Origin of the sequence: Photobacterium atrarenae (assembly GCF_024380015.1) — a bacterium.
Classification (GTDB): Bacteria; Pseudomonadota; Gammaproteobacteria; order Enterobacterales; family Vibrionaceae; genus Photobacterium; species Photobacterium atrarenae.
The window spans coordinates 2,972,932-2,998,527 of record NZ_CP101508.1; the positions used below are offsets into that span (position 1 = coordinate 2,972,932).

At 56.7% G+C, this 25,596-nt stretch carries 21 protein-coding genes; 10 read left to right on the top strand and 11 right to left on the bottom strand.

Going from position 1 to position 25,596, the window contains the following annotated elements:
• Positions 1 to 27: 27 nt before the first annotated feature.
• Positions 28 to 429: a ribonuclease E inhibitor RraB gene (rraB, locus tag NNL38_RS13790; RefSeq protein WP_255388591.1), complete on the bottom strand. Its 402-nt coding sequence runs from the start codon at positions 427 to 429 to the stop codon at positions 28 to 30.
• An 842-nt stretch (positions 430 to 1,271) separates the two neighbouring features.
• On the opposite strand from rraB, the gene NNL38_RS13795 reads away from it, so the two are divergent.
• From NNL38_RS13795 to NNL38_RS13835, 9 genes are all read left to right on the top strand, one after another.
• A complete protein-coding gene (locus NNL38_RS13795; RefSeq protein WP_255388592.1) occupies positions 1,272 to 2,717 on the top strand; it encodes a YfcC family protein in 1,446 nt (481 codons plus the stop codon).
• Between the two features lie 748 nt (positions 2,718 to 3,465).
• A complete protein-coding gene (gene arcA / locus NNL38_RS13800; protein WP_255388593.1) occupies positions 3,466 to 4,686 on the top strand; it encodes an arginine deiminase in 1,221 nt (406 codons plus the stop codon).
• A 97-nt stretch (positions 4,687 to 4,783) separates the two neighbouring features.
• Entirely contained in the window at positions 4,784 to 5,695 is a 912-nt protein-coding gene (gene arcC / locus NNL38_RS13805) for a carbamate kinase (protein WP_255388594.1), read from the top strand.
• A 120-nt stretch (positions 5,696 to 5,815) separates the two neighbouring features.
• A complete protein-coding gene (locus NNL38_RS13810; protein WP_255390654.1) occupies positions 5,816 to 6,820 on the top strand; it encodes an ornithine carbamoyltransferase in 1,005 nt (334 codons plus the stop codon).
• A gap of 417 nt (positions 6,821 to 7,237) precedes the next feature.
• The gene (gene pyrB / locus NNL38_RS13815; protein ID WP_255388595.1) at positions 7,238 to 8,167 is read left to right on the top strand and encodes an aspartate carbamoyltransferase; all 930 of its coding nucleotides are present in this window, start codon (positions 7,238 to 7,240) and stop codon (positions 8,165 to 8,167) included.
• Positions 8,168 to 8,183: 16 nt separating this feature from the next.
• Positions 8,184 to 8,648: an aspartate carbamoyltransferase regulatory subunit gene (gene pyrI, locus NNL38_RS13820; RefSeq protein ID WP_255388596.1), complete on the top strand. Its 465-nt coding sequence runs from the start codon at positions 8,184 to 8,186 to the stop codon at positions 8,646 to 8,648.
• Positions 8,649 to 8,847: 199 nt separating this feature from the next.
• On the top strand, positions 8,848 to 9,888 hold the full coding sequence (locus NNL38_RS13825; protein ID WP_255388597.1) for a serine protease: 1,041 nt from the start codon (positions 8,848 to 8,850) through the stop codon (positions 9,886 to 9,888).
• Positions 9,889 to 10,055: 167 nt separating this feature from the next.
• On the top strand, positions 10,056 to 10,523 hold the full coding sequence (locus tag NNL38_RS13830; protein ID WP_255390655.1) for an arginine repressor: 468 nt from the start codon (positions 10,056 to 10,058) through the stop codon (positions 10,521 to 10,523).
• A 109-nt stretch (positions 10,524 to 10,632) separates the two neighbouring features.
• The gene (locus NNL38_RS13835) at positions 10,633 to 11,019 is read left to right on the top strand and encodes a RidA family protein (protein ID WP_255388598.1); all 387 of its coding nucleotides are present in this window, start codon (positions 10,633 to 10,635) and stop codon (positions 11,017 to 11,019) included.
• Between the two features lie 74 nt (positions 11,020 to 11,093).
• On the opposite strand, the gene idi is transcribed toward NNL38_RS13835, so the two are convergent.
• The 8 genes from idi to nudF form a co-directional block, all read right to left on the bottom strand.
• Complete coding sequence (gene idi / locus NNL38_RS13840) at positions 11,094 to 11,624, bottom strand: isopentenyl-diphosphate Delta-isomerase (protein WP_255388599.1); 531 nt, start codon at positions 11,622 to 11,624, stop codon at positions 11,094 to 11,096.
• Between the two features lie 85 nt (positions 11,625 to 11,709).
• Positions 11,710 to 12,438 carry a 1-acylglycerol-3-phosphate O-acyltransferase gene (locus NNL38_RS13845; protein WP_255388600.1) on the bottom strand — a complete coding sequence of 243 codons (729 nt, stop codon included), beginning with the start codon at positions 12,436 to 12,438 and terminating at the stop codon, positions 11,710 to 11,712.
• 151 nt (positions 12,439 to 12,589) lie between these two features.
• Positions 12,590 to 14,857, bottom strand: a complete 2,268-nt coding sequence (gene parC / locus NNL38_RS13850; RefSeq protein WP_255388601.1) for a DNA topoisomerase IV subunit A — start codon at positions 14,855 to 14,857, stop codon at positions 12,590 to 12,592.
• Positions 14,858 to 14,965: 108 nt separating this feature from the next.
• Complete coding sequence (gene parE, locus NNL38_RS13855) at positions 14,966 to 16,849, bottom strand: DNA topoisomerase IV subunit B (RefSeq protein ID WP_255388602.1); 1,884 nt, start codon at positions 16,847 to 16,849, stop codon at positions 14,966 to 14,968.
• 141 nt (positions 16,850 to 16,990) lie between these two features.
• A complete protein-coding gene (yqiA, locus tag NNL38_RS13860; protein WP_255388603.1) occupies positions 16,991 to 17,572 on the bottom strand; it encodes an esterase YqiA in 582 nt (193 codons plus the stop codon).
• The gene (gene cpdA / locus NNL38_RS13865) at positions 17,572 to 18,396 is read right to left on the bottom strand and encodes a 3',5'-cyclic-AMP phosphodiesterase (protein ID WP_255388604.1); all 825 of its coding nucleotides are present in this window, start codon (positions 18,394 to 18,396) and stop codon (positions 17,572 to 17,574) included. Before cpdA ends, yqiA begins: the two co-directional genes overlap by 1 nt.
• Positions 18,397 to 18,426: 30 nt before the next feature.
• Positions 18,427 to 18,855, bottom strand: coding sequence for a DUF1249 family protein (locus tag NNL38_RS13870; RefSeq protein ID WP_255388605.1), 429 nt, complete (start codon positions 18,853 to 18,855; stop codon positions 18,427 to 18,429).
• Positions 18,856 to 18,881: 26 nt separating this feature from the next.
• Entirely contained in the window at positions 18,882 to 19,514 is a 633-nt protein-coding gene (gene nudF / locus NNL38_RS13875) for an ADP-ribose diphosphatase (protein WP_255388606.1), read from the bottom strand.
• Positions 19,515 to 19,766: 252 nt separating this feature from the next.
• Here nudF and tolC point away from each other — a divergent pair, with 252 nt between their 5' ends.
• A complete protein-coding gene (gene tolC / locus NNL38_RS13880) occupies positions 19,767 to 21,047 on the top strand; it encodes an outer membrane channel protein TolC (RefSeq protein ID WP_255388607.1) in 1,281 nt (426 codons plus the stop codon).
• Positions 21,048 to 21,143: 96 nt separating this feature from the next.
• Here the strand turns inward: tolC and hldE are convergent, their stop codons facing one another.
• Both hldE and glnE read right to left on the bottom strand, forming a co-directional pair.
• On the bottom strand, positions 21,144 to 22,574 hold the full coding sequence (gene hldE / locus NNL38_RS13885) for a bifunctional D-glycero-beta-D-manno-heptose-7-phosphate kinase/D-glycero-beta-D-manno-heptose 1-phosphate adenylyltransferase HldE (protein ID WP_255388608.1): 1,431 nt from the start codon (positions 22,572 to 22,574) through the stop codon (positions 21,144 to 21,146).
• 45 nt (positions 22,575 to 22,619) lie between these two features.
• Positions 22,620 to 25,481, bottom strand: a complete 2,862-nt coding sequence (gene glnE, locus NNL38_RS13890) for a bifunctional [glutamate--ammonia ligase]-adenylyl-L-tyrosine phosphorylase/[glutamate--ammonia-ligase] adenylyltransferase (protein WP_255388609.1) — start codon at positions 25,479 to 25,481, stop codon at positions 22,620 to 22,622.
• Positions 25,482 to 25,596 lie beyond the last annotated feature (115 nt).

Here is a 25,596-nt window from a genome sequence, read left to right on the forward strand (position 1 = left end):
TTCAACATTTAAAGTCGCGTTGAAGAGTTATGCTTCGCTGTCGTCTTCCGCGTCTTCGTCCTCTTCGCCCGACTCGAAGTAAGTGCCCCAGCCGTCGTAGTCGATATTGTGTTTTTCAGCCAGCTGGATCAGCTTTTCCGCCTGCGCATCAATCAGCTCAGCATTAAGAGCTGATTCCATCACGGCATCAAAACAAACTACTTTGCCGCCACCGTCTTCCGGGGCCAGCTCCAGCTCTTCGGCTTCCATCACTTCAAAGCCCATTTTGAAAGCTTCAACGGCCGCCGCTTCCAGCTCTTCGAAGGTATCGGCTGAAAAGTGGTGCTCAATAGAATACAGGGCATCAGGATCACTGCCATCTTCCAGCAGCGCCTCAATAATTTCGCGGGTTTCTTCCTTCTGCTCTTCAATCAATTCGGCATAAGACATGGGTTCACTCCAGCAGGCATAAATTTTTCCGCAAATATCGCACGGATTGCCGTCAATTACCATGCTGACGGGTAAATTTGATATGTATCAAACAAAGGTTGGATTTTCTGCCGCCCGCGGCCAACCACAAAACTGCATAATATTCCCGCCCCGGTTATCTCCCTCAGCACAGAAACCCATCTTTACCCAGCAAAACAGCATAGCCAGAGACGGCCTTTCTACCCCTAAAGGCGTAAAATCTGGTCTCTCGGGCAAATCGTCCTACTCAAGTTGCATAATCCAAACCGCCGCGGGCATTCGCAAAGAGAATAATCACGCATTTTGCTCGTCAAAATACCCTCTGCGCCGCAACCTAGGGTTCTCCCGCGACATTTTTGCGCCAGAAAAGTGTGAAGCCCCCCAAAGTTAAACCCGCTCGGGCAACTTAAAATCATCGCAGACAACAAAAAATCAGACTCGCCGTAAACGGTGAGCAATGAAACAAAAGAGAGATACGATCATGCGTAAATTCCACACCGGCCCCGGACGCCGAAGGCGCTCCTTACCACGTCTCCATCGTACACAGACGCCAAACTGTCCGCTCGGCGCGCCCTGCCAAATTCTGGCAGTACCGAGGCGAGCGGAATAGCTCCGGTCAGTCCACCGAGAGACGCCTTTCCAGCCATTCGTGGCAGCCTGACGCAGCACGCACCAAGAATCAAGCATCGCGCAGGCAAGTGACACCCCAACTTCACTGGACCAAATCATAATTGGCAGCCAGAGAGCACCGTCATGCCTGGCAAATAGCCCGGCTCACAAGATGACCTGTTGTGCGGTATCCCGCACGAGGTAAGGAGATGACAATGACGACGCAAACCGCACACAAAGAAGACAAAGGCGGCTTCTTTGCCAACTTCAAATTCCCTTCCGCCTACACCATCCTGTTCGCCCTGATTGCCCTGGTCGCGCTGATGACCTGGATTGTCCCTGCCGGACAGTATGAGCGAGTGATGAACGAAGACCTGGGCAAAGCCGTGCCGGTGACCGGTACCTACCAGCCGGTTGAAAGTAACCCGCAAGGCGTGGTGGATGTTCTGCTCGCCCCGATTGACGGCTTTTACGACCATAACACTTATGAAGCAGCCGCAATAGATGTTTCCCTGTTTATCCTGGTGATCGGCGGCTTTTTGGGTCTGGTCACCAAAACCGGCGCGATAGATGCCGGGATCGAGCGCGTCACCGCCCGCCTCAGAGGCCGGGAAGAGCTGATGATCCCGATTCTGATGGCTTTGTTTGCCGCCGGCGGTACCATTTACGGCATGGCGGAAGAATCACTCCCCTTCTATACCCTGCTGGTGCCGGTCATGATGGCGGCGCGGTTTGATCCGCTGGTCGCCGCAGCCACCGTGTTGCTGGGTGCCGGGATCGGCACCCTGGGGTCAACCATCAATCCGTTTGCCACCGTCATCGCTGCCAATGCGGCCGGGATCCCGTTCACCGACGGCATCCTGCTGCGCGTTGCTATCCTGGCCATCGGCTGGTTGATTTGCGTCTGGTACGTGATGCGCTATGCCAAAATGGTCCGCGCCGATCAAAGCAAATCGATTGTGTATGACAAGTACGAAGAAAACAAAGCGCACTTCCTCGGTAACCAAAGCGACGACATGCTTGAGTTCACCACCACCCGCAAAGTGATCCTGGCGATTTTTGCCGCCTCGTTCGGCATCATGATCTACGGAGTTGCTGTGGCCGGTTGGTGGATGGCGGAAATCTCCGGCATGTTCCTCGCCTCAACCATCATCATCGGCCTGATTGCCCGCATGAGTGAAGAAGAGTTCACCTCCAGCTTCATTGATGGTGCCCGCGATCTGCTGGGTGTAGCGCTGATCATCGGGATTGCCCGTGGCATCGTGGTGATCATGGACCGCGGCATGATCACCGACACCATCCTCAACGCCGCCGAGCATGCCGTGACCGGCCTCTCCTCAGTGATCTTCATCAACGTGATGTACTGGCTGGAAATCCTGCTTTCCTTCCTGGTTCCGTCATCTTCCGGCCTGGCCGTCCTGACCATGCCGATTATGGCACCGCTGGCCGACTTTGCCGGTGTGGGACGGGATCTGGTCGTGACGGCTTATCAGTCCGCTTCCGGGATCGTCAACCTGATGACCCCGACCTCTGCGGTCGTCATGGGTGGCCTGGCCATTGCCCGGGTTCCTTATGTCCGCTGGGTCAAATGGGTCGCACCGCTGCTGGGGATCCTCTCCATCCTGCTGATGGCCATGCTTAGTGTCGGCGCTATGATCTAACGCCGAACGCCTCAAAAAACCGCCTGCGGGCGGTTTTTTTATTTCAGCTCACCGTCTCCGCTGCATCCTTTTTAATAACTCTGCTCCCTTTCGAGAAACAGCCATCAATATATTGAAGCAATATCACATCAACATTATCCGCACACCTCCCCCTCCAATAAAATTCAAAAGTCACATCTCACCGGGTTCCTTATTGTCATAAAAGTTAAATAACCGCTCATACACCCCACCCATTAAAGATAATAAAAAAACAATATACTCACTTACCCAACCTGTATTTAAACTACAAAAACAACCCAGAAAAATAAAAAAGGAAAAATATTTGTTACCAGAAATACAACATTCAGACAAGGTTCATATAGCTAGACAACAATAGTGAATAAGTTTATATTTCTTCCCCACACCTAAAGCTCCCCCAGAGTGAATAAACATCCCAAAGCCGAAAAACCAAAACAATAAGACAATAAAATACAACAACTTACAAAGCCACCCTACTTTAAAAATCAAACTTCACCCCATAAATACCCAGCTCCTGAAATTCAATAACACCTGCATACTTAATGTTAAATTATTTTATGACACGCCTGTTTTAACAATAATTAAAGTGTGACCAAACTCTAAGACGCCGGTGTTTTAAAGCGTAGAATGAATGACAGAAACAAAGCGGAATAAAAATAAAATACCGCAATAAAAAACACTCCTACAAATAAACCAGGAATACCTGGTCAAATAATAGAGAGAGACGATCATGAGTAAATTCTACGTAGGTTCTGAAGTTGGTCAATTACGTCGCGTCCTTGTTCATCGTCCGGAACGAGCCCTCACTCACTTGACCCCATCGAACTGCCACGAATTATTATTTGATGATGTCCTGGCCGTCGGGCCTGCCGGGGAAGAGCACGATGCCTTTGCCCAAACCCTGCGTGATCAGGGCGTCGAAGTCTTCCTGCTTCGGGATATGCTGGCAGAAACGCTGGCCGTCCCGGAAGCCAAAGACTGGCTGCTGAGCACCCAGGTTTCCGATCTGCGCCTCGGCCCGCGCTTTGCCAATGACGTTCGCTGCTTCCTGGCTGATTTACCGCATCAGGAACTGGCCTCAATTCTGCTCGGCGGTCTGAGCTACTCCGAGTTACCGATTCAGTCCTCTTCCATGATGCAGGGCATGTACGCAGCGCATGACTTTATTATTGAACCACTGCCAAACCATCTGTTTACCCGCGATACCTCCTGCTGGGTCTACGGTGGTGTTTCGATTAACCCAATGGCCAAACCGGCCCGCCAACGTGAAACCAACCATCTGCGCGCGATTTACCGCTGGCATCCAACTTTCGCCGGCCAGGACTTTATCAAGTACTTCGGCGATGAAGAGAAAAGCTACGACAACTCCACCATTGAAGGCGGCGACGTACTGGTCATCGGTAAAGGCGCAGTCCTGATTGGGATGTCTGAGCGCACCACACCGCAAGGGGTCGAGCAACTGGCCTCCAGCTTGTTCAAACACGGTGAGGCCAAACAAGTCATCGCCATGGAGCTGCCGAAACACCGCTCCTGCATGCACTTAGATACTGTGATGACCCACATGCGCGAAGACACCTTCTCGGTCTACCCGGAAGTGGTTCGCAAAGATGTGAAATGCTGGAGCCTGACCGGTGATGAAAGCGGCACCGTGAACGTGAAAGAGGAAGGCTACTTCGTCAATGCGATTGAGAAAGCCCTGGGGGTCGGTCAGCTGAACCTGATCACCACCGGTGGCGACAGCTACGAAGCCGAACGCGAGCAGTGGAACGATGCCAACAACGTGCTGACCGTGAAACCGGGTGTGGTGGTTGGTTACGAGCGCAACGTTTACACCAACGAGAAATACGACAAAGCCGGCATCACTGTCCTGCCGATTCCGGGGGACGAACTGGGCCGTGGCCGCGGCGGCGCCCGCTGCATGAGCTGCCCAATCGAGCGCGACGGTATTTAAGCGCGGCAGGCCCAGCCTGACTCGCAATAAACACCGACATGAGATGGCCGGCACCAAGCATGCCGGCCCTGATAAAACGATGAAGAGAGACGATCCCATGACCAAACAAACCGTTGTTGTCGCGTTGGGCGGGAATGCCCTGCTCCGCCGCGGCGAACCACTCGAAGCCGATATCCAGCGTCAGAATATTGCGACCGCCGCCAGGGCCATCGCGGATATCGCCACTGAATACAACGTGGTGCTGGTACACGGCAACGGCCCGCAAGTCGGCCTGCTGGCCCTGCAAGGGCTGGAATACAAACAAGTCAATCCTTATCCGCTGGATGTATTGGGTTCGGAAACTCAGGGCATGATCGGCTACATGCTGATGCAAGAGCTCAAAAACCTGCTCCCGGCGCAGCAAATCTCCTGCATGCTGACCCAGATGAGCGTCGATCCCAATGATCCGGCCTTTGCCGACCCAACCAAGCCGATCGGCCCGGTTTATGAAGAAGCCGAAGCCCGCGCGCTGGCGGAAAAATACCACTGGACCGTGAAGCCCGATGGCCCTTACTTCCGCCGCGTGGTGCCAAGTCCACTGCCAACCGGCATTATCGAAGATGACGCCATCACCGCGCTGATCAAGCAAAACCACCTGGTGATCTGCACCGGCGGCGGCGGGATCCCGGTCAAAGAAGAAAACGGTAAGCTGGTTGGGGTGGAAGCCGTGATCGACAAAGACATGTCGGCAGCCTTCCTCGCCAAGCAGCTCGGCGCCGACGCTCTGCTGATCCTGACCGATGCCGATGCCGTCTACCTCGACTGGGGCAAACCGACCCAGAAAGCCCTACGCAGCACCACGCCGACAGAGCTGGCGCAATACCAGTTCGACGCCGGCTCGATGGGGCCGAAAATTGATGCCTCGTGCGAATTTATCCGCCAGGGCGGCAAGCTGGTCGGCATCGGCTCGCTGGAAGACGGTCTGAACATCCTGAAAGGGGAAGCTGGAACAAATATTATTTCAGAATAACAGAATAGTTATTCACAAAACTCCCAGAATACGTTACACATGACACAGACGAACCGGCCATTTCCGCAACTGACCGAACTGGCCGGCCCGAGAGATATCGAATATCGAGAGGAAAACATCATGGCTTTTAATCTTCGCAACCGTAACTTCCTGAAACTACTAGACTTCACTCCACGCGAAATTCAGCACCTGCTCGAGCTGTCTGCCGAGCTGAAAAAAGCCAAGTACAACGGTTATGAGCAGCCACGCCTGACCGGTAAAAACATCGCCCTGATTTTTGAAAAAACCTCCACCCGCACCCGCTGTGCATTCGAAGTGGCAGCATTTGATCAAGGTGCCCAGGTCTCTTACCTTGGTCCATCCGGCTCGCAAATCGGCCACAAAGAATCGATGAAAGATACTGCCCGGGTCCTGGGCCGCATGTATGACGGCATTGAATACCGCGGCTTTGGCCAGGAGATCGTCGAGGAGCTGGGCCAGTACGCCGGAGTGCCAGTCTGGAACGGCCTGACAGACGAATTCCACCCAACCCAAATCCTGGCCGACTTCCTGACCATGCAAGAGCACGGCCGTGGCAAGCAACTGCATGAAATGACCTTCGCTTACCTGGGCGATGCCCGCAACAACATGGGTAACTCGCTGATGGTCGGCGCAGCCAAAATGGGCATGGATATCCGCCTGGTGGCGCCAAAAGCCTTCTGGCCGGAAGAAGATCTGGTAGCCCAGTGCCGCGACATTGCCGCGCAGACAGGCGCCAAGATCACCCTGACCGAAGATGTCCAGGAAGGGGTTCAGGGTTGTGACTTCCTCTACACCGACGTATGGGTCTCCATGGGCGAATCGAAAGAAGCCTGGGATGAGCGTGTGAAACTGATGACGCCGTATCAGGTGAATATGGATGTCATCAAAGCGACCGGCAATCCGCATGTGAAATTCATGCACTGCCTGCCGGCCTTCCACAACGACGAAACCACCGTCGGTAAAGAAGTGGCAGAGAAGTACGGCATGGCCGGGCTGGAAGTGACCGAAGACGTGTTTGAATCGGACCACTCCATTGTCTTTGATGAAGCAGAAAACCGCATGCACACCATCAAGGCCGTGATGGTGGCCACCCTGGGCAGCTAAGCTCACCCACCTCACCCATGCACCCGCCGTCCCCCGATCCGGCGGGTGCATTTTCCTTCAGCCACCACCTCCCCCAAAAACACCATAACTAACTGTTAAAAAATCATTTTTTCATCACCACCCTTACTCAACCAACGGCGCAAAAACTGCATAAATTTCCACCCTGTGAATAGTTTGGGCAAACGCTTGCGCTCACAAAAAATGGGCGTATAATCCTTCGCAATTTGTCAAAAGGGCACCGGAAAATGAACCACGCAGCGCATCACAACCTGACGCGAATCCGCCGAACATCGGCGCTGGTCTCGTTTTTCTGTTTTTGCCATTTTGAAAGAAAAGCCTCCTGATTTAGGGGGCTTTTTTTTGTCTGCTGCCAGCATCAGCGCAGTGTTCAATCATTAATCAAAGGGAATAGCAGCCATGGCGAATACGTTGTTTCAAAAACACATTATCTCCATTCCGGAACTCGACCGAAGTGAACTTGAACTTATTGTGGAAACGGCAGGGCAACTGAAAGCGAAGCCAAACCCAGAGCTGCTGAAAAACAAAGTGGTCGCCAGCTGCTTCTTCGAGCCGTCGACCCGCACCCGCCTGTCTTTCGAAACCGCAATCCAGCGCCTGGGCGGCACCGTGATCGGCTTTGATAACGGCGGCAATACTTCACTGGCGAAAAAGGGCGAGACCCTGGCCGACTCGGTCCAGGTCATTTCTTCCTACGTCGATGCCTATGTCATGCGCCACCCGCAGGAAGGGGCTGCCCGCCTGGCTTCAGAATTCTCCAACGGTGTGCCTGTGATTAACGGCGGCGACGGCGCCAACCAGCACCCGACCCAGACCCTGCTGGATCTGTTCAGCATCTACGAAACCCAAGGGCGGCTGGATAACCTCAACGTCGCATTTGTCGGCGACCTCAAGTACGGCCGCACAGTCCACTCACTGACCCAGGCACTCTCCAAGTTCAACAACATCAATTTCTTCTTCATCGCGCCGGAAGTGCTGGCGATGCCGGATTACATCTGCGAGGAGCTGGATGAGGCCGGGATCAACTACAGCCTGCACGGCAGCATGGAAGAGGTGATCCCGCAGCTCGACGTGCTGTACATGACCCGGGTGCAGAAAGAGCGCTTCGACGAGTCCGAATACGCCCACATGAAAGCGGCCTATATCCTGACCGCCGAGATGCTCAAAGAAGCCCGCGATAACCTAAAAGTGCTGCACCCGCTGCCACGGGTCGACGAAATCACGGTCGATGTCGACAAAACCCCGTACGCCTACTACTTCCAGCAAGCCGAAAACGGCGTGTATGCCCGCCAAGCCCTACTGGCCCTGGTACTGAACGAAGAACTTTAAGCAGGAGATGACCATCATGACCAAAGAAACCCAACTACAGGTTGAAGCCATCAAGAACGGTTCCGTGATCGACCATATTCCGGCCAATGTAGGCATCAAGGTGCTGAAACTGTTCAAGATGGACAGTACCAATCAACGCGTGACCGTGGGCCTGAACCTGCCTTCTTCGGCTCTGGGAGCCAAAGATCTGATCAAGGTTGAAAACACCTTCATCAGCGAAGAGCAAGCCAACCAGCTGGCCCTGTACGCCCCGAAAGCGACCGTGAATCAGATTGAAAACTACGAAGTGGTGAAAAAGCTGACCCTGTCGCTACCGGAGCACATTCGCGGCGTCTTCAAGTGCCCGAACACCAACTGCATTACCCATGGTGAACCGGTTGACAGCAGCTTTACCGTGCGGGCCAAGCAGGATGATGTCCAGCTCAAGTGCAAATACTGCGAAAAAGTCTTCTCCCGCGAGATCGTCACCGAGTGTAATTAACACACCCGGGATCATCACCAGTCCTGTCAAAGAGATAAGATAACCGGCTCACCCGTGAGCTGGTTTTTTTATTCTCATTTCTAACACAAATCCACGTGCCCTCCCCCGCTACCTTTGAACAATACCGCCAGGCTATCCCTGGTCTACCACCCCGGTACACGCCAGTCTCACCGGCTTACTCTGTTCAAAGGAAAGTGGCATGACGTTGTTGGCACACTTGAATCTCCTGCATCTGCTCCGCCCGCATCAGCTTCCCCTTCTCTGCTTCAGCTTGCTGCTGACCAGTTGCGTCATGAGCAACGGCCCGGTCAGCCCGGCCAGCAACCACCACGCCAATCAGATGGTGGTGGTCGGCATCCCGTTGCTGCTGGGCGGATTCGGCTCAGCCGTACCGGTCAACGACCAGTACATGATCACCGCCAAGCATGTCGCCAAACTGTCATGGGATTTTGAGGTGATCCATCACCCCTTCTGTGATCTGTCGCTGATCCGGCGCCACGCCGATTTTATTCCGACCTGGGGCCTGATCTACCCGGATCAGCCTGTCTCGCATCACGGCCACTCGCTGCTCGGCAACAGCATCAAAGGCAAGGGCAAGTACCTGCAGGATGTGATTGATACCAACACTGACTGCCTCTACTCGCTTAGTGATGCCCCGGTGATGTCAGGCATGAGCGGCGGACCGGTATTTAACCAGTACGGCGAAATCGTCGGGATCACCGTCGCGATCGTCAACAACCCCGAAGACCTGCGCAACTTACGCCCTGCCGCCCGCTATAGCCAGTTTGTACCGGCAACGCTCATCTTCGACTGGCTTGACGCCCTCGGCATCGCTACCACCGCGGCAACCCCGGCGCTGGCCTCGATCCAGGTCTCTCCTTACGTCCACCAGCTCAACCGCCCCGGCGAGCCTCCTGTCGCACTGGCCCAGACCCACAGCTTTTCAACCGGGCTTCCCGAAACCGAGGCAAACCAGCTCCGTTCGATCCAGGCCGATAACACGTCAGTCACCGCCCCGTCAACGGTCCAAACCGGCAGCCGGATCCCCGTAGCCCCGACCTATATCCCGCCCGCCAAACAAGCCACGCCGGCCAGCCCGGCCGAGTCCCTGTCCGGGCTGCACCCCCAGGCTACAGAGGACGCGCAGCTGGCCGCCAAGCAACCGGCTGACGCACCGGTCCATGCACCGACCAAGCGTCGGTACCTGTTCAGCGAAACCGAATATCGTGGCAGTCAGTAAGGATATTCGTGGGATATTATTTTGGTGATAGGGGTCAAGAAACCCCGTTTTTATTATTGATATGATGCTTATGCAAAGTCATGCAAATAAAGTATCAAGATACGATCCCTGTTTCCGATAGAGTGATAAAGGAGTTGCCCGTGATTGGAGCCCATTCGCACGGCGCGATGAATACATTACCCCCCGATGAAAATATCGCTGCGGCCTGTAAGCGCCTGCTTCAACAACAAAGCTTCACCACCCAGGACGACATTCGCCAACGGCTGATCGACCTGGGCTATGACGATGTCAGCCAGTCGACGGTCTCACGGCTGCTCTCGCGCCTGGGCGTCGCCAAAATCCCCAATGCTTACGGCAAGAAAGTCTACTGCCTGACGGTCGAAAGTGAGCCGGTCCAGGTTGGCTCGTCCATCGCCTCGCAGATCGAGTTCATTACCCACAACCAGCTGGTCGTGGTGGTCAAGACCCATCCCGGCAGCGCGCAACTGGTCGCCCGGCTGATCGATGTCCAGCCCCACGCCGAGATCCTCGGCACCGTCGGCGGCAATGACACCGTGATGGTCGCTCCGAAAGACATCAGCCGAATCACCCAGTGTGAGCAGGTGGTCAAGGCCCGGCTGGGGATCCCGATTTAGCATAAAAAATCATGCCGCGGTCACAGGAAAACTCTTTGACCTCAACCGATTTGAGCTGCACACTAAAGCCCTCACGAACTAGTTGTAATTGACTGAGTAAGGACAATCAATGACTCAAGTACTCCACACCGATCAGGCACCGGCAGCGATCGGCCCTTACGTTCAGGGCGTCGATCTGGGCAACATGATCCTGACTTCCGGCCAGATCCCGGTCAACCCGGCCACCGGCGAAGTTTCCGACGACATCGCTGAGCAAGCGCGTCAGTCGCTGGACAACGTCAAAGCTGTGGTTGAATCCTCCGGCCTGAAAGTGGCAGATATCGTGAAGATGACTGTGTTTGTCAAAGACCTGAACGATTTCGGTATCGTCAACGAGGTATACGGTAAATTCTTCGATGAGCACAACGCGCCTTACCCGGCTCGTTCATGCGTTGAAGTGGCGCGTCTGCCAAAAGACGTCAAAATTGAAATCGAAGCGATTGCCGTGCGCAAATAAGCGATTGCCCGATTCCGACATATGATCAAAAAAGCTGTCGCCGGACAGCTTTTTTGATCGCCGCAGGGCAGGATTCAGCAAGCCTCCTGGACATAAGCCAGCACCTGCGGGAACCAGGCTGTAAATCGCTCCGGCGTCTCAACCACTGCCTGCGCCAGCTTCTCCTCCGGCCACCAGCAGTGCGCCATCACCTCATCCGGGTTCGGCACGATCTCAAGGCCCGACACGCAGGCCACCAGCACATGGTCCAACTCATGCTCAATCAACTGGTTATCCAGCTCGGCGCGATAGATAAAGCGGGCGATATCATCCAGCCGCGTGACACCGGTGATCCCCATCTCTTCGGCCAGGCGGCGGATCCCGGCCTGTTCCAGGGGCTCCTCCTGACGCGGGTGGGAGCAGCAGGTGTTGGTCCACAGCCCGCCGCTGTGATACTTGCCGCGCGCCCGCTGCTGCATCAGAAATTCCCGGCCGCCCGCGCGCTCGCGATACAGCAACACTGAAAATGCCAGGTGCAGGGCACCATCCCGGTGCGCTTGCATTTTTTCCTGGGATCCCAATATTCGTCCCTGAGGATCAACTAATACGACCTGCTCTTGTGCCATCTTCTCTCTGGATCTGTTATCAAACAAAAAGGACACGCCGGGCATGTCCTTTTGTGGTTTCCACTGTTGCCAACCAGCTTAGCTGTTACTGCTTGGCTGCACGCTGAATCGCTTCGGCATTGAGCTCAGCCAACTTGGCTTCCATAGCCTCACGGCAGGTATTCGACAACTGACGCACATCTTCTTTGGTATAGCCTTCGGTCGAAATCGGCGGCATCACTTCAACAATCACCACCCCGTTGTCCCAACGGCTCATCTTCACATGTTCGGTCGAACTACAGACAATCGGCACCACCGGCACGCCGGCACCGATCGCAGCGTGAAACGCCCCGGTTTTAAATGGCAACAGGCCACGGCCGCGTGAGCGGGTGCCTTCCGGGAACATCCACACCGACACCTGGCGTTGCTTGATTTTCTCAACCACCTGGCCGATGGTCCCGGCCGCCTTACTGCGATTGGCGCGGTCAATCAGAATATTGCCGGTCAGCCAGTACAACTGGCCAAACAACGGCATCCAGACCAGGCTTTTCTTGCCCACGGTGACAGTACGGGGCATCACCGCACCGGAGACCGTGAACAAATCAAAATTGTTCTGATGGTTGGCGACATAAACGCTTGAGCCGACCTGATGCGCCCCTTCAGCATAGCGGATTTCCAGCTTGATCCCGAATACCCGGGACATCTTGCTGAACAGACGACCGAAGGTATGCACATGCTTCGGGTTCCGGGGACTCAGCAAACAGTAACCGCAGCCAAACACAAACATCACTACGGCAAACATTGCGATCGCAATTACTCGCAATACAAAAATCATGAAACTCTCCTCAGCGTACAAGCGTTCGCTAGTATACTCAGAGAGCAGGAAATTACACCTCTTTCGTGGAGAATTTACGCAGTTCTGGCCGCAAGGCACAAAAAAGCCCTCGACTGAGGGCTTTGATATTTATCATGATGCATAGATTGAATTAAGCTTCATCCGCACTGCCGCCCGGCAGCTCAATTTCCATCCGGGTCACCCGCTGCAAGCCACGGGGCAGCATGGTGCCGCGACGGCCGCGCTCACCACGGAAGTTGTCCAGATCCGTTTGCTTAAGCCCCAGCTTGCGCTTCCCGGCGTAGAGCGTGATCTGGGCATTGGCCGGCAACACCGCCAGCTGCGACAGGAACTCCTCGCGGGCCTTCGACCGGGCGGCCGGAATATTGATGATCTTATTGCCTTTGCCTTTGCCCAGCTGCGGCAACTCCTTGATCGGGAACAGCAACATCCGGCCTTCATTGGTGATCGCCAGGATCTCATCCTGCTCGATATCGCCAATCACCTGCGGCGCCATCACTTCGGCATTTTCCGGCACCGTCAGCAAGGCCTTTCCGCTCTTGTTCTTCGACACCATATCTGTGGTCTTACAGATAAAGCCGTAACCGGCATCAGAGCCCATCAGCCATAGCTGATTATCTTCAGCCATCAGCACCTGACGCATACTGGTACCCGGTGACAGGTTCAGGCGGCCGGTGATCGGCTCGCCCTGGCTCCGGGCCGACGGCAGGGTATGGGATTCCAGCGCATAGCTGCGACCATCTGTTGCCAGGAAGATCGCCGGCAGGTTGCTCTTGCCCCGGGCATGGGCCTGGTAGCTGTCCCCGGACTTGTAGCTCAGCGTGGTCGGGTCCACTTCGTGGCCCTTGGCATGACGGATCCAACCTTTCTCCGACAACACCACAGTGATCGGCTCACTCGGCACCAGATCACGCTCGGTCAATGCCTTGGCTTCCTCGCGCTCGACCAGCGGCGAGCGGCGGTCATCACCATACTTCTCAGCATCGGCCAACAGCTCTTTCTTGATCAGCGTATTCAGGCGGCGCTCTGAGCCCAGCAGCTTCTCCAGCTTATCGCGCTCTTGCGACAACTCGTCCTGCTCACCGCGGATCTTGATCTCTTCCAGCTTCGCCAACTGGCGCAGCTTGATTTCCAGGATCGCATCGGCCTGGATTTCGGTCAGGCCAAAACGGGCCATCAGCTCGGCTTTCGGATCATCCTCAGTGCGGATGATCTCAATCACTTCATCAATGTTGAGGTAGGCCACCAGCAAACCTTCAAGGATGTGCAGGCGGGCCTTGACCTTGTCCAGGCGGTATTGCAAGCGGCGGCGAACCGTCTCGCGGCGGAAGGTCAGCCACTCACCAAGGATCTCCACCAGACCTTTCACCTGCGGGCGACCATCCAGTCCCAGCATGTTGAGGTTGACCCGGTAGCTCTTCTCCAAGTCCGTCGAGGCAAACAGGTGGTTCATCAGCTGCTCGCAGTCAACCCGGTTGGAACGCGGGACAATGACAATCCGGGTCGGGTTTTCATGATCCGATTCATCGCGCAAATCATCAACCATCGGCAGCTTCTTGGCCCGCATCTGGTTGGCAATTTGCTCCAGCAGCTTGGCGCCGGAAACCTGGTGCGGCAACGCGGTGATCACGATATCACCGCTATCTTTATGCCAGACCGCGCGCATCTTGATGCTGCCGCGACCGGTACGATAGACCTTCTTCAGCTCACTGCTTGGCGAGATGATCTCCGCCTCGGTCGGATAATCCGGCCCCTTGACGAAGCCCATCAGCTCGTCCAGATCAGCTTTCGGATTCTCAATCAGGTGCACCGCCGCCTGTGCCACTTCGCGGGCATTGTGGGGCGGGATATCGGTCGCCATCCCCACGGCGATCCCGGTCACCCCGTTGAGCAGAATATGCGGCAGGCGCGCCGGCAACATTTTCGGCTCTTTCATGGTGCCGTCAAAGTTCGGTAACCAGTCAACGGTGCCCTGGCCCAGCTCACTCAGCAAGACTTCCGAGAAACGGGACAGGCGCGATTCGGTATAACGCATCGCCGCGAAGGATTTCGGGTCGTCCGGTGCGCCCCAGTTGCCCTGGCCGTCCACCAGCGGGTAACGGTAAGAGAATGGCTGCGCCATCAGTACCATGGCTTCGTAACAGGCCGAATCACCATGGGGGTGGTATTTACCGAGCACGTCACCAACAGTCCGCGCCGATTTTTTATACTTAGCCGTGGCCGACAGTCCCAGCTCGGACATCGCATAGACGATCCGGCGCTGCACCGGCTTGAGGCCGTCGCCGATAAACGGCAGGGCACGATCCATGATCACGTACATGGAGTAGTTGAGATAGGCGTCTTCGGTAAACTTCCGCAGCGGAAGCTGTTCAACGCCATCCATTGAGACATCAGTCATCGTGGGGTATTCCGTTCAATCATTCTTGGTGCGCCGCCGGTCCAAGAACCAGCGGCGAATATCTTGAGTCTGCGGGCGTGATGGCAACCCCGCTCAGCGGCCAGCCGCTTACACTTCGGCCATGTCCCCTTTCGACTGCAGCCAGTGACGGCGGTCTTCCGCCCGCTTCTTACCCAGCAACATATCCATCATTTCCGAGGTTTGCTGATCGTCATCAATCGTCAGCTGAACCAGGCGACGGGTATTGGGGTCCATGGTGGTTTCACGCAACTGCATCGGGTTCATTTCACCCAGACCTTTAAAGCGCTGCACGTTGAGCTTGCCGCGTTTGCCGCTCAGGCGCTCGAGAATGCCTTCTTTCTCGGCTTCATCCAGCGCGTAGTACACCTCTTTGCCCTGATCGATCCGATACAGCGGCGGCATGGCAATAAACACGTGACCGGCCCGTACCAGCGCCTGGAAGTGCTTCATAAACAGCGCACACAGCAGGGTCGCGATGTGCAGACCATCGGAGTCCGCATCCGCCAGCACACAAATTTTACCGTATCGCAGGCCGCTCAGATCGTCGCTGTCCGGGTCAATCCCGAGCGCGACGGAGATATCGTGGACTTCCTGCGAGGCCAACACTTGATCGGCCGAGACTTCCCAGGTATTCAGGATTTTTCCGCGCAGCGGCATGATAGCCTGATAATCGCGATCCCGCGCCTGCTTGGCTGAGCCACCCGCCGAGTCCCCCTCAACCAGGAACAGCTCGGTCCGGCTGAGATCCTGCTGTGAACAGTCAGCCAGTTTCCCCGGCAGGGCCGGGCCCGAGGCGATTTTCTTGCGCACTACCTTTTTACTGGCGCGCATCCGGCGCTGGGCATTGCTGATACACACTTCGGCCAGTTGCTCGGCCAGCTGCGGCCGCTCATTAAGCCACAGGCTGAAGGCATCTTTGACCACCCCGGAGACAAAGGCGGCACACTGACGGGACGACAGACGCTCTTTGGTCTGACCGGCAAACTGCGGATCCTGCATTTTCACCGACAGCACGTAGGCACAACGGTCCCAGATATCATCGGCAGTCAGCTTGACCCCGCGCGGCAGCATGTTGCGAAATTCACAGAACTCACGCATGGCATCGAGCAGCCCCTGACGCAGGCCGTTAACATGGGTCCCGCCCTGAGCAGTCGGGATCAGGTTGACGTAACTTTCCGTCAGCAGCTCGCCGCCTTCCGGCAGCCACAGCAAGGCCCAGTCGGCCGCTTCGGTCTGGCCGCTGAACGCACCGGTAAACGGTTCTTCCGGCAGCAGGGTATACCCCTTGACGCCTTCGGCCAGGTAGTCTTTCAGGCCGTCTTCATAGCACCAGCGCAGGACTTCATCATTGACCTTGTCAGTAAAGATGATCTCCAGCCCCGGACACAGCACCGCTTTGGCCTTGAGGACATTTTTCAGGCGTGAAACAGAGAATTTCGGGCTGTCGAAGTACCGGGCATCGGGCCAGAAATGCACCCGGGTCCCTTTGACCCGGCGGCCACAGGTGCCGATCACTTCCAGCTCAGAAACCTTGTCCCCGTGCTCAAAGGCAATCTGGTAGATCTGACCATCACGCTTGACGGTCACTTCAACCCGGTTCGACAGGGCGTTGACCACCGAGATCCCGACCCCGTGCAGCCCCCCGGAGAACTGGTAGTTCTTCCCGGAGAATTTCCCCCCGGCATGGAGCTTACACAGGATCAGTTCAACCCCGGACACCCCTTCTTCCGGGTGAATATCCACCGGCATCCCCCGGCCGTCATCAATCACCTCAAGGGATTGGTCGGCGTGAAGGATCACTTCCACTTTACGGGCATGTCCGGCCAGCGCCTCATCGACACTGTTATCGATGACTTCCTGGCCAAGGTGGTTCGGCCGCGCCGTGTCCGTGTACATCCCGGGACGACGTCGTACGGGCTCAAGGCCATTGAGAACCTCAATGGCGCCAGCGTTATAGCTCTGATCTGTCATATATACGGAAATTTACGAGAAAATTTTTGCCACAATACTCAGTAACCCCAGCCCGGTTGTCAAGCTGAGGGTCCGGATAAGGGCCACAATTGTGAGTCGCGCTCCACCCGCCGGGCCGCTTTCAGCGCCGGCCAAGTCAGGTTATAACCCAAGGAACGCAATGATTTCTGAAGGAAAACGATCGAATCCGACGAAACTGTGGTCGCCCCCCGGCTCCACCGTCTGTTTGCAAGCGGCATACTTGGCCACGGCCTGGCGATAGTCCAGCACTTCGTCGCCTTCCTGCTGCAGCAGCCAGAAACGCGCCGGGGCAGCTATGTCAGCCACATCCAGTTGCCGGAGCTCATTCATATGCTGCGGTTGTAGCGTATAGCGCTCGCCGGTATACGGATTTTGCTGTTCCCCCAGATAATCGGCCAGCAACTCGTATGGTTTCACCGCCGGGTTCACCAGCACCGCCGGTAAATCATAACGCTGGCTCAGCCAGGTCGAAAGATAGCCGCCGAGTGAGCTGCCCACCAGACCAATCCGGTAGTTCGGCAAAGCGGACGCAACCCGTTGATCGATCAACTCAGCCGCCGCTGCCGGGTAACATGGCAATTGTGGGATCTCGACCCGGATATCCGGCCGGTGCAGGCGGCAGTAGTCCGCCATCTGCTGCGCTTTCAGTGACTGCGGCGAGCTGTTAAAGCCATGCAAATACAGAAGCAGGGACGGTTTCATCAATATCCTCCGGCATCAAATTGCGGCTGAAACTGATCGCCCGCGATCCGGAAGACCTGGGTGATCACTTCGCCCTGATTGGTCAGCTCCAGATAGCGCCAACCCGGGTTTTGCGGATCGAGCGCAAAGTCATGCGAGTCCGGTAAAAACTGAATACAGGTCGACGGCGTCGCCAGCACCCGAACCCCGCGGCACAGCCGGTCCAGCTCCTGGTGAATATGACCGCACAGAATGGCCTGGACCTGCGGATAGCGATCCACGACCTGCCAGAACGCTTCGGCATTGTGCAGCTTGTGCTGATCCAGCCAGGTACTACCGGCTTCCAGCGGATGATGGTGCAGCAGCACCAGGGCATGGCGCTCAGGGTGGGCAGCCAGCGCTTGCTCCAGCATGTCGAGCTGGGCCAGGCTGAGTTCGCCGTGAGGCACGCCCTGGACCTGGCTGTCGAGCAGGATCACCTGCCAGTGCGCGCCGGCCAGCACCTGCTGACACGGCTTGATCTGCGGCGACGGCAAGACGGCGCGCATGCTCGGCTGATAGTCATGATTACCCGGCAGCCAGAAGCACGGCTGGGACCAGCGGGCAATCCCGTCGCTAAAGCGCTGATAGGACTGCTTGGTATGATCCTGTGAAATATCACCGGTCGCCACAACAGCATCAAACGGCCGGGCAGCCGCATCCACAGCATCCAGCACTGCGTGGAAACTGTCCCGGGTTGCGACACCCAGCAGACTACCTGCCGCATCGGCAAATAAATGGGTATCGGTGATTTGAAGGAGAACCACGCTGTCGGGGTTCGTCTGCGGCAGAGAATACGTCTGCAAAACGTCAAAAACCTTGTTTATTTAATACTGTTAACAAACCGATTGTTTGCTGATCCCATGCTTGAGGCAGTAGGCCAGCCAGTCACCCAAAAAGCGATTGACCTGATATTTTTCATCTTGTTGATGCATTCGCAAATTGGGGTAATCATACCGCGGCTTCAGCCGGGAAATCTGCTGGGCGGTACACACTTCTGCGACTCTGGCATCATGGTACAGCCTGACCGTCAGCCGGGGGATCAGGTACGAAGGCAACTCGCCGTCCGAGCGCTGCCACAGCTCAACCAGCGTGGTGTAGCGGGTTGATTCGGTGATAGCCAGTTGATACTCCAGATCACGAACCTGGTAGACGCACACGTCTCCTACCTGATCACTTTTTGGCAGTAATGGGAGCAGCTTCGCATAGTTGGTTTCATACAGTCGCATGATACCAGCAAGATCGACGGTGTATCGTTTATTCAATCGGAGTCCTTAAGCCTGTGGACTGGTTACTGAGTTTGTGCCTGCAAGTCTAAATAGTTTAGTTGCAACCATTGTAGCGCAATGATTGAGGCGGCATTTTCAATTTTACCAGATTCTACCCACTGGTAGGCTTGCTGACGGGAGACCACACAGACCCGGATATCCTCGCCCTCATGGGCCAGGCCATGGATCCCCCCGGCCTGGCTGCTGTCCACCCGGCCGACAAAGACATCCAGCGTTTCCGAACAACCGCCGGAACTGGACAGGTAGCGGGTGATTTTTTTTAACCCGCTGACCGTCACCCCGGCTTCTTCGGCGGCTTCGCGGCTGACGACGTCTTCGGCGCTCTCGCCCGGCTCGATGATCCCGGCGACAATTTCCAGCTGCCACGGGGTGCAATCAGCGGCCAGCGCACCGACCCGGAACTGCTCGAGCAGCACCACCTGATCGGTGGCCGGATCATAAGGCAGCAACGCTGCGGCATGACCGCGTTCGAACAGCTCCCGCTCCAGCGGCTCGCTCCAGCCGCCGGCAAACAGCTTGTGGCGCAGGCAATATTTCACCATCCGGAAAAAACCCTGGTATGCGGTCTCGGTGGACAGGACCTCGACATCAGCCTTACTAAAGCCGTCCGGGCCTGATCTTTGCTTATGACTCATGCTGTTATCTCCCTTTGCCATATATCTTTCCATTCATAGCCGCCGGCAGCAATGGTTTAATTCAACATTTATGACAAATATTATGATTTTTTTTAAGTCCAAATTTAGAGTTGGATAGATTACAATCACCTATGCGAAAATACATCAGGTTAAATTCAAGTAAAATATGAGCGATGATCAGTTTCAGGCAAGGTTCCTGGGTGTAGACTGACTATCTTTGCACTGTTTTTGTCAGGATCAGGAAAGGCATCAATGAAAAAATTGCTTCCGCTTATTATTAGCGTCGCGCTTGGCGGCTTGAGCCAAGCTGCTCTGGCGGACGATCTCGCGGAGATCTACCAACAAGCCAAACAGAATGACCCTCAGCTGCTTCGTGCTGCTGCCGATAGAGATGCAGCGTTTGAAGCGATTAATTCATCCCGCAGCCAGCTACTCCCGCAAATCAACCTCGATGCCGGCTACAATGTGGCCCGGATGGACGGGGACGATGAAGGCTTCAATGGCAGACTACAACTCAGCCAAGCCCTGTTCGATCGCACCAGCTGGGTCAACCTGGATATCAGCGAGAAACAAGCCCGCCAGCGGGATGCTTCGTACGCGGTCACCCAGCAAGCCCTGATCCTCCGGGTGGCCAATGCCTACTTTGACGTCTTGCGGGCAATGGACAACCTCGAGTTTGTCCGGGCGGAAAAAGCCGCCGTCGGCCGTCAGCTGGAACAAACCAAGCAGCGCTTTGAAGTCGGCCTGTCTGCCATCACCGACGTGCATGACGCCCAGGCCGAGTACGACAGCGTACTGGCCGATGAAATCCTGGCAGAGAATAGCCTGACCAACAGCTACGAAGGGCTGCGGGAAATCACCGGCCAGGCCCACACCGACCTGAGCATTCTTGATACCAAGCGTTTTTCAGCCAGTGGTTCGCAAGCCCGCGTCGCCCAACTGATCAAAGATGCGGAAACCGAGAACCTGAGCCTGCTGACGGCGCGTATTGCCCAGGATATCGCCCGCGATCAGATCTCCCTGGCAGAAACCGGCCACCTGCCGACGCTGTCCTTTGACGCCGGTTATGACTATAACGAACTCAACCGCTCGGATGACGGCACCCTCACCGCCGGGATTAACCTGAAACTACCGCTGTATACCGGTGGCCGCGTGACCTCCGAAGTGAAGCAGGCCCAGTATTCGTACGTCTCGGCCAGTGAAAGCCTGGAAGGCTCCTACCGCAGCGTAGTCAAGGACGTGCGAGCGTTCTACAACAACATCAATGCCTCCATTGGTGCCCTGCGCGCTTACCAGCAATCTGTGGTGTCGGCCCGTTCGGCGCTGGAAGCAACCGAAGCCGGATTTGATGTCGGTACCCGGACCATCGTCGATGTGCTGGATGCCACCCGCCGCCTGTATGATGCCAACCGCCAGCTGGCCAACGCCCGCTACGATTACATCATCAGCCAACTGCAGCTGAAACAAGCCGTCGGCACCCTGAGCGAGCAGGACATCCTCGACGTCAATGCCGGTCTGACCGAAAGCAAGTAACAGCAGAGTCACCGCTGTTCAGATCCAAAAAAGCGCCATATAAAATGGCGCTTTTTTATTGCGTGATTCAGTGCCCGTCAGGCGTCCTGATGCTGCTTAGCCGCGCCCACCGCGGATCGCTTCGATGATCTCGGTGGTCGAGCAGCCGTCTTCAAAGTTCAGGACTTTGACTTCGCCGCCGGCAGCAATCACTTCCTGACCACCGGCAATCTCTTCCGGCTTGTAATCGCCGCCCTTGACCAGCAAGCTCGGCAGGATTTCACTGATCAGGCGCTGGGGTGTTTCCTCACTGAACGGCACTACCCAGTCCACCGCACCCAGCCCGGCCAGCACCGCCATGCGGCGATCTTCCGGGTTCACCGGACGCCCCGGTCCTTTCAGTTTCTGCACCGAGCTGTCGGAGTTCACGGCGACAATCAGGCGATCGCCCAGCTTGGCCGCTTCATTGAGATAAGCCACATGGCCGGCATGCAGAATGTCGAAGCAACCGTTGGTCATGACCACTTTCTCGCCCCGGGCACGCGCGGCTTTCACCGCCTGCTTGAGCTGCGCTTCGCTGATCACGCCGTAGCCGCTGTCCTGACTGCCGTGAATGGCGTCGGTCAGCTCGATGGTCGACAGCGTCGAGGTGCCCAGTTTGCCCACCACCACACCGGCTGCGGCATTGGCCAGCTTACAGGCATCGGAGAGGGATTTCCCGGCAGCAACCGAGGCTGCCAGCACCGAAATCACGGTATCCCCAGCACCGGTCACATCGTAAACTTCCTTCGCCTGGGTTGGCATGTGCAGCGGTTCCTGACCTTTCTGCAACAGGGTCATCCCATGCTCACTGCGGGTGACCAGCAGGGCATCGAAGTCAAACTGCTCGATCAGCCCCAGGCCTTTTTCAACCAGGTCGTCATCGCTTTTCACTTTGCCGACCACGGCTTCAAACTCTGACAGGTTCGGCGTCAGCAGGGTCGCGCCGCGGTAGCGCTCGAATTCGGTGCCTTTCGGATCGACCATCACTGCAACCCCCGCTTCACGGGCCAGCCGGATCATGGCCTGGACATGCTCCAGCGCGCCTTTGGCGTAGTCGGACAGGATCACCGCTTTGACATTCGGCAGCGACTGTTGCAGGCGCGGCAGGATCAGGTCGGCATTCACATCATGGAAGCCTTCTTCAAAATCCAGGCGGATCAACTGCTGACCACGGCTCATCACCCGCAGCTTAGTGATCGTCGGGTAATCCGGCAGCGACACGAAATCACAGCGCACGTCCAGAGATGATAACTTTTCAGTCAGCGCCTTAGCTGCCTCGTCAATACCGGTCAGACCGACCAGGCGGGCATGACCGCCAAGGGCCGCGATATTCATCGCCACGTTCGCCGCGCCGCCCGGACGCTCCTCAATCTGATCGACCTTCACCACAGGTACCGGCGCTTCGGGCGAAATACGCCCGGTCGGGCCGTACCAGTAGCGATCCAGCATCACATCACCAACCACCAGCACACCTGCTTGATCATAATCAGGAAGTGTCAGTTTCATTATTATCTCCGGGATAGAAAAAACGGAAAAATACTACCACAAGCCCTAACCGTCTGCATCTGACGGAAAGCACTGCTGCCAAATCTGCGCCACCGTATCACGCTCGGCCCGGAACTGATCTTCCGGCACATAAGCCGGTAGCCCCAGCAGGTTCAATCGGTGGATTTCATCACGCAGGTGGCAGTACGCCTGCTTGAGTGCTGCCGCCTGCGCCGGGCTGAGGATGCCGCAGTCCGCCATGGTCTCGAAAATCCTGATATTGTCCGACCAGCGAGTCAGTACCCGCTCACCGCTGGCATGGCGCAGTACCAGGTACTGGGCAATAAACTCGATATCCGTGATCCCGCCGACATCCTGTTTGAGGCCAAACATCCCCGGTTTCTGGCTGCCGAGGTGATCCCGCATCTTATGACGCATTGCCACCACTTCTTCCCGCAGGGTCGCCGCCTCGCGTGGCTGCATCAGCGTTGCCTGGCGTACTTGGGTAAAAGCCTGCTGTAACGGCTGATCGCCGTACACCATGCGGGCCCGGACCAGCGCCTGGTGTTCCCAGGTCCAGGCTTCCTGCTGCTGGTAGTCCGAAAAGGCATCCATGGTACTGACCAACAAGCCGGAAGCACCGGACGGTCGCAACCGGACATCCACTTCATACAGCACGCCGGACGCCGTCCGGGTCGAGAACAGGTGGACGATCCGCTGCGCCAGGCGCAGGTAGAACTGGCGGCCGTCGATTTCCTTCCGCCCGTTGGTGTAGACATGCTCCGGGCAGTCATGGAGGAACACCAGATCCAGATCAGAGCCGTAGCCCAGCTCCCAGCCGCCAATCTTGCCGTACCCCAGCACGCCGAACCCTTTGCCGTCCCGATCCTGCAGATGGGTCGGCTCGCCGTATTTTTCCGCCATCTGCAACCAGGCCTGATTGACCACCGCGGCAATGATCGCTTCTGCCAGATAAGTTAAGTGATCACTTACTTTCATCAACGGTAATGCCCCGGCGATATCGGCTGCCGCAATCCGCAGCAACTGCGCCTGCTTGAACTGACGGATGGCTTCCATCTGCTGTTCCATGTCCTCTTCCGGGATCCGGGCCAGGTACTCACGCAGCTCGTCCTGGTACTGATCCAGCGGGGTCGGGTGATACAGATGTTGCGGATCGAGTAATTCATCGAGCAGGATCGGATACTGAGTCAGCTGCTCGGCCACCATCGGGCTGGCCGCACACAGGCGCACCAGCTGATCCAGCGCCGCCGGGTGCTCACTCAACAGCTCCAGGTAAGTCGTTCGGGTCGCCACCCGGACAATCAGTTTGGTCACCCGCCCCAGCACATGGACGGCATCAGGCCGGGTTGCGATCCGCGCCAGCACTTCCGGCATCAGCTTGGCCAGCACCTCACGCCCGCGCGGGCCGAGGGTTCGCTTGGACAGCTCGGCCTTCATGCCCAGCAGAATACTGGTCTGGCTGGCCCCATCCGGCGCCGCCAGCTCGTCAAAAATGCTCAGCAGCACCTCTTCATTTTTCACCATCGCCCACATTTCATGGAACCGGGCGTCGATGGCGGCCTGCTCTTCGTCTTCTTCACTGCCGATAATCTCGTCAAAGACCTGGTGGATCGCCGCCATATGGCCGCTGATGGCCTGGTGCAGGGCCGCCCAGTCTTCATAACCGAGCGCAGTCGCCAGCCGCAGCTGATCCAGCGGTTTGTCCGGCAGGGTCTGGGTTTGTTTATCGTCAATGGCCTGCAGCAGGTTCTCGACCCGGCGCAGGAAGCTGTATCCCTGCTCGAGGGCATCCACCTGATGGGCCGGCAACAGCGCCAGCTCCCGTACGGTCGCCAGAGTGTCAAAGAGCCCCCGGTGACGCAGGCCCGGCTCGCGCCCGCCGCGGATCAGCTGGAACGACTGGGCGATAAACTCCACTTCCCGGATCCCCCCGGCCCCGAGCTTGATATTGTTACCGAGGCCCCGGCGCCGCACTTCGCTGCTGATCATCGATTTCATCCGTCGCAGCGATTGAATGGCGCTGAAATCAATATAGCGGCGGAACATAAACGGCCGCAGCATCTGGCGCAGCGCCTGATAATGGCTGATACTCTCGCGCCCCATCACCCGGGCTTTGATCATCGCATAGCGTTCCCAGTCGCGCCCTTGCTCCTGGTAATAATCTTCCAGCGCGGCAAAACTCATCACCAGCGGACCACTGTCCCCGAACGGACGCAGCCGCATGTCGACCCGGTAGCAGAAGCCGTCAAACGTCTGCTGGTCGAGCACCTTGATCAGCCGCTGGCCCAGCCGGGTAAAGAACTGGGCATTGGCCAGGCTGCGCCGCCCACCCTGAGTTTCGCCGTTTTCCGGGTAGGTAAAAATCAGATCGATATCCGACGAAAAGTTGAGCTCGCCGCCACCCAGCTTGCCCATGCCGAGGATCAGCATCGGCTGCGCCACCCCGTTGGCATCACAGGGTGTGCCCCACTCCTTGCTGCACTGGCGATAGAGCCAGTTATAGGCTTCCATGATCAGCGCTTCTGCCAGCTGTGACAGGTGGGCCAGGCTCTGCGCCAGCGTGGCCTTGCCGGTGAAATCGCGCCAGGCGATCCAGACCATTTCCTGGCGCCGGAACCGGCGCAACTGGCGCATCAGGCTGTTTTCATCGGTTGCCAGAGCAAGCTGCGCCGCCAGCACTTCACGGTAGGTCGAGGCATGGTCGTTATCATCAAGGTGTTGTGCCAGCCAGGGCAGCAAACTGCCTTCCTGAACCAGAGCTGCGGCCACAAAATCACTGTAGCCCAGCACCTGCCGCAGCTCAGTCAGCCGCTCAGCCGGCCAGGCCGCCAGTTGCTCGGGATGAGAACGCTCAAGGTTGTGGATTGCCTTTTCAGAGGCTGCAAGTAACAGATCAGGCTGGGTCATTGTGATTCCTTTATTCCTGTGTCCCGGCAATGCGGTCAACGTGTCCTATCGATGGACCATACAATAACGCCCGCTGAGGCGCGGGCGTTCGGCTTATAACGATTTCCCGGCCCCG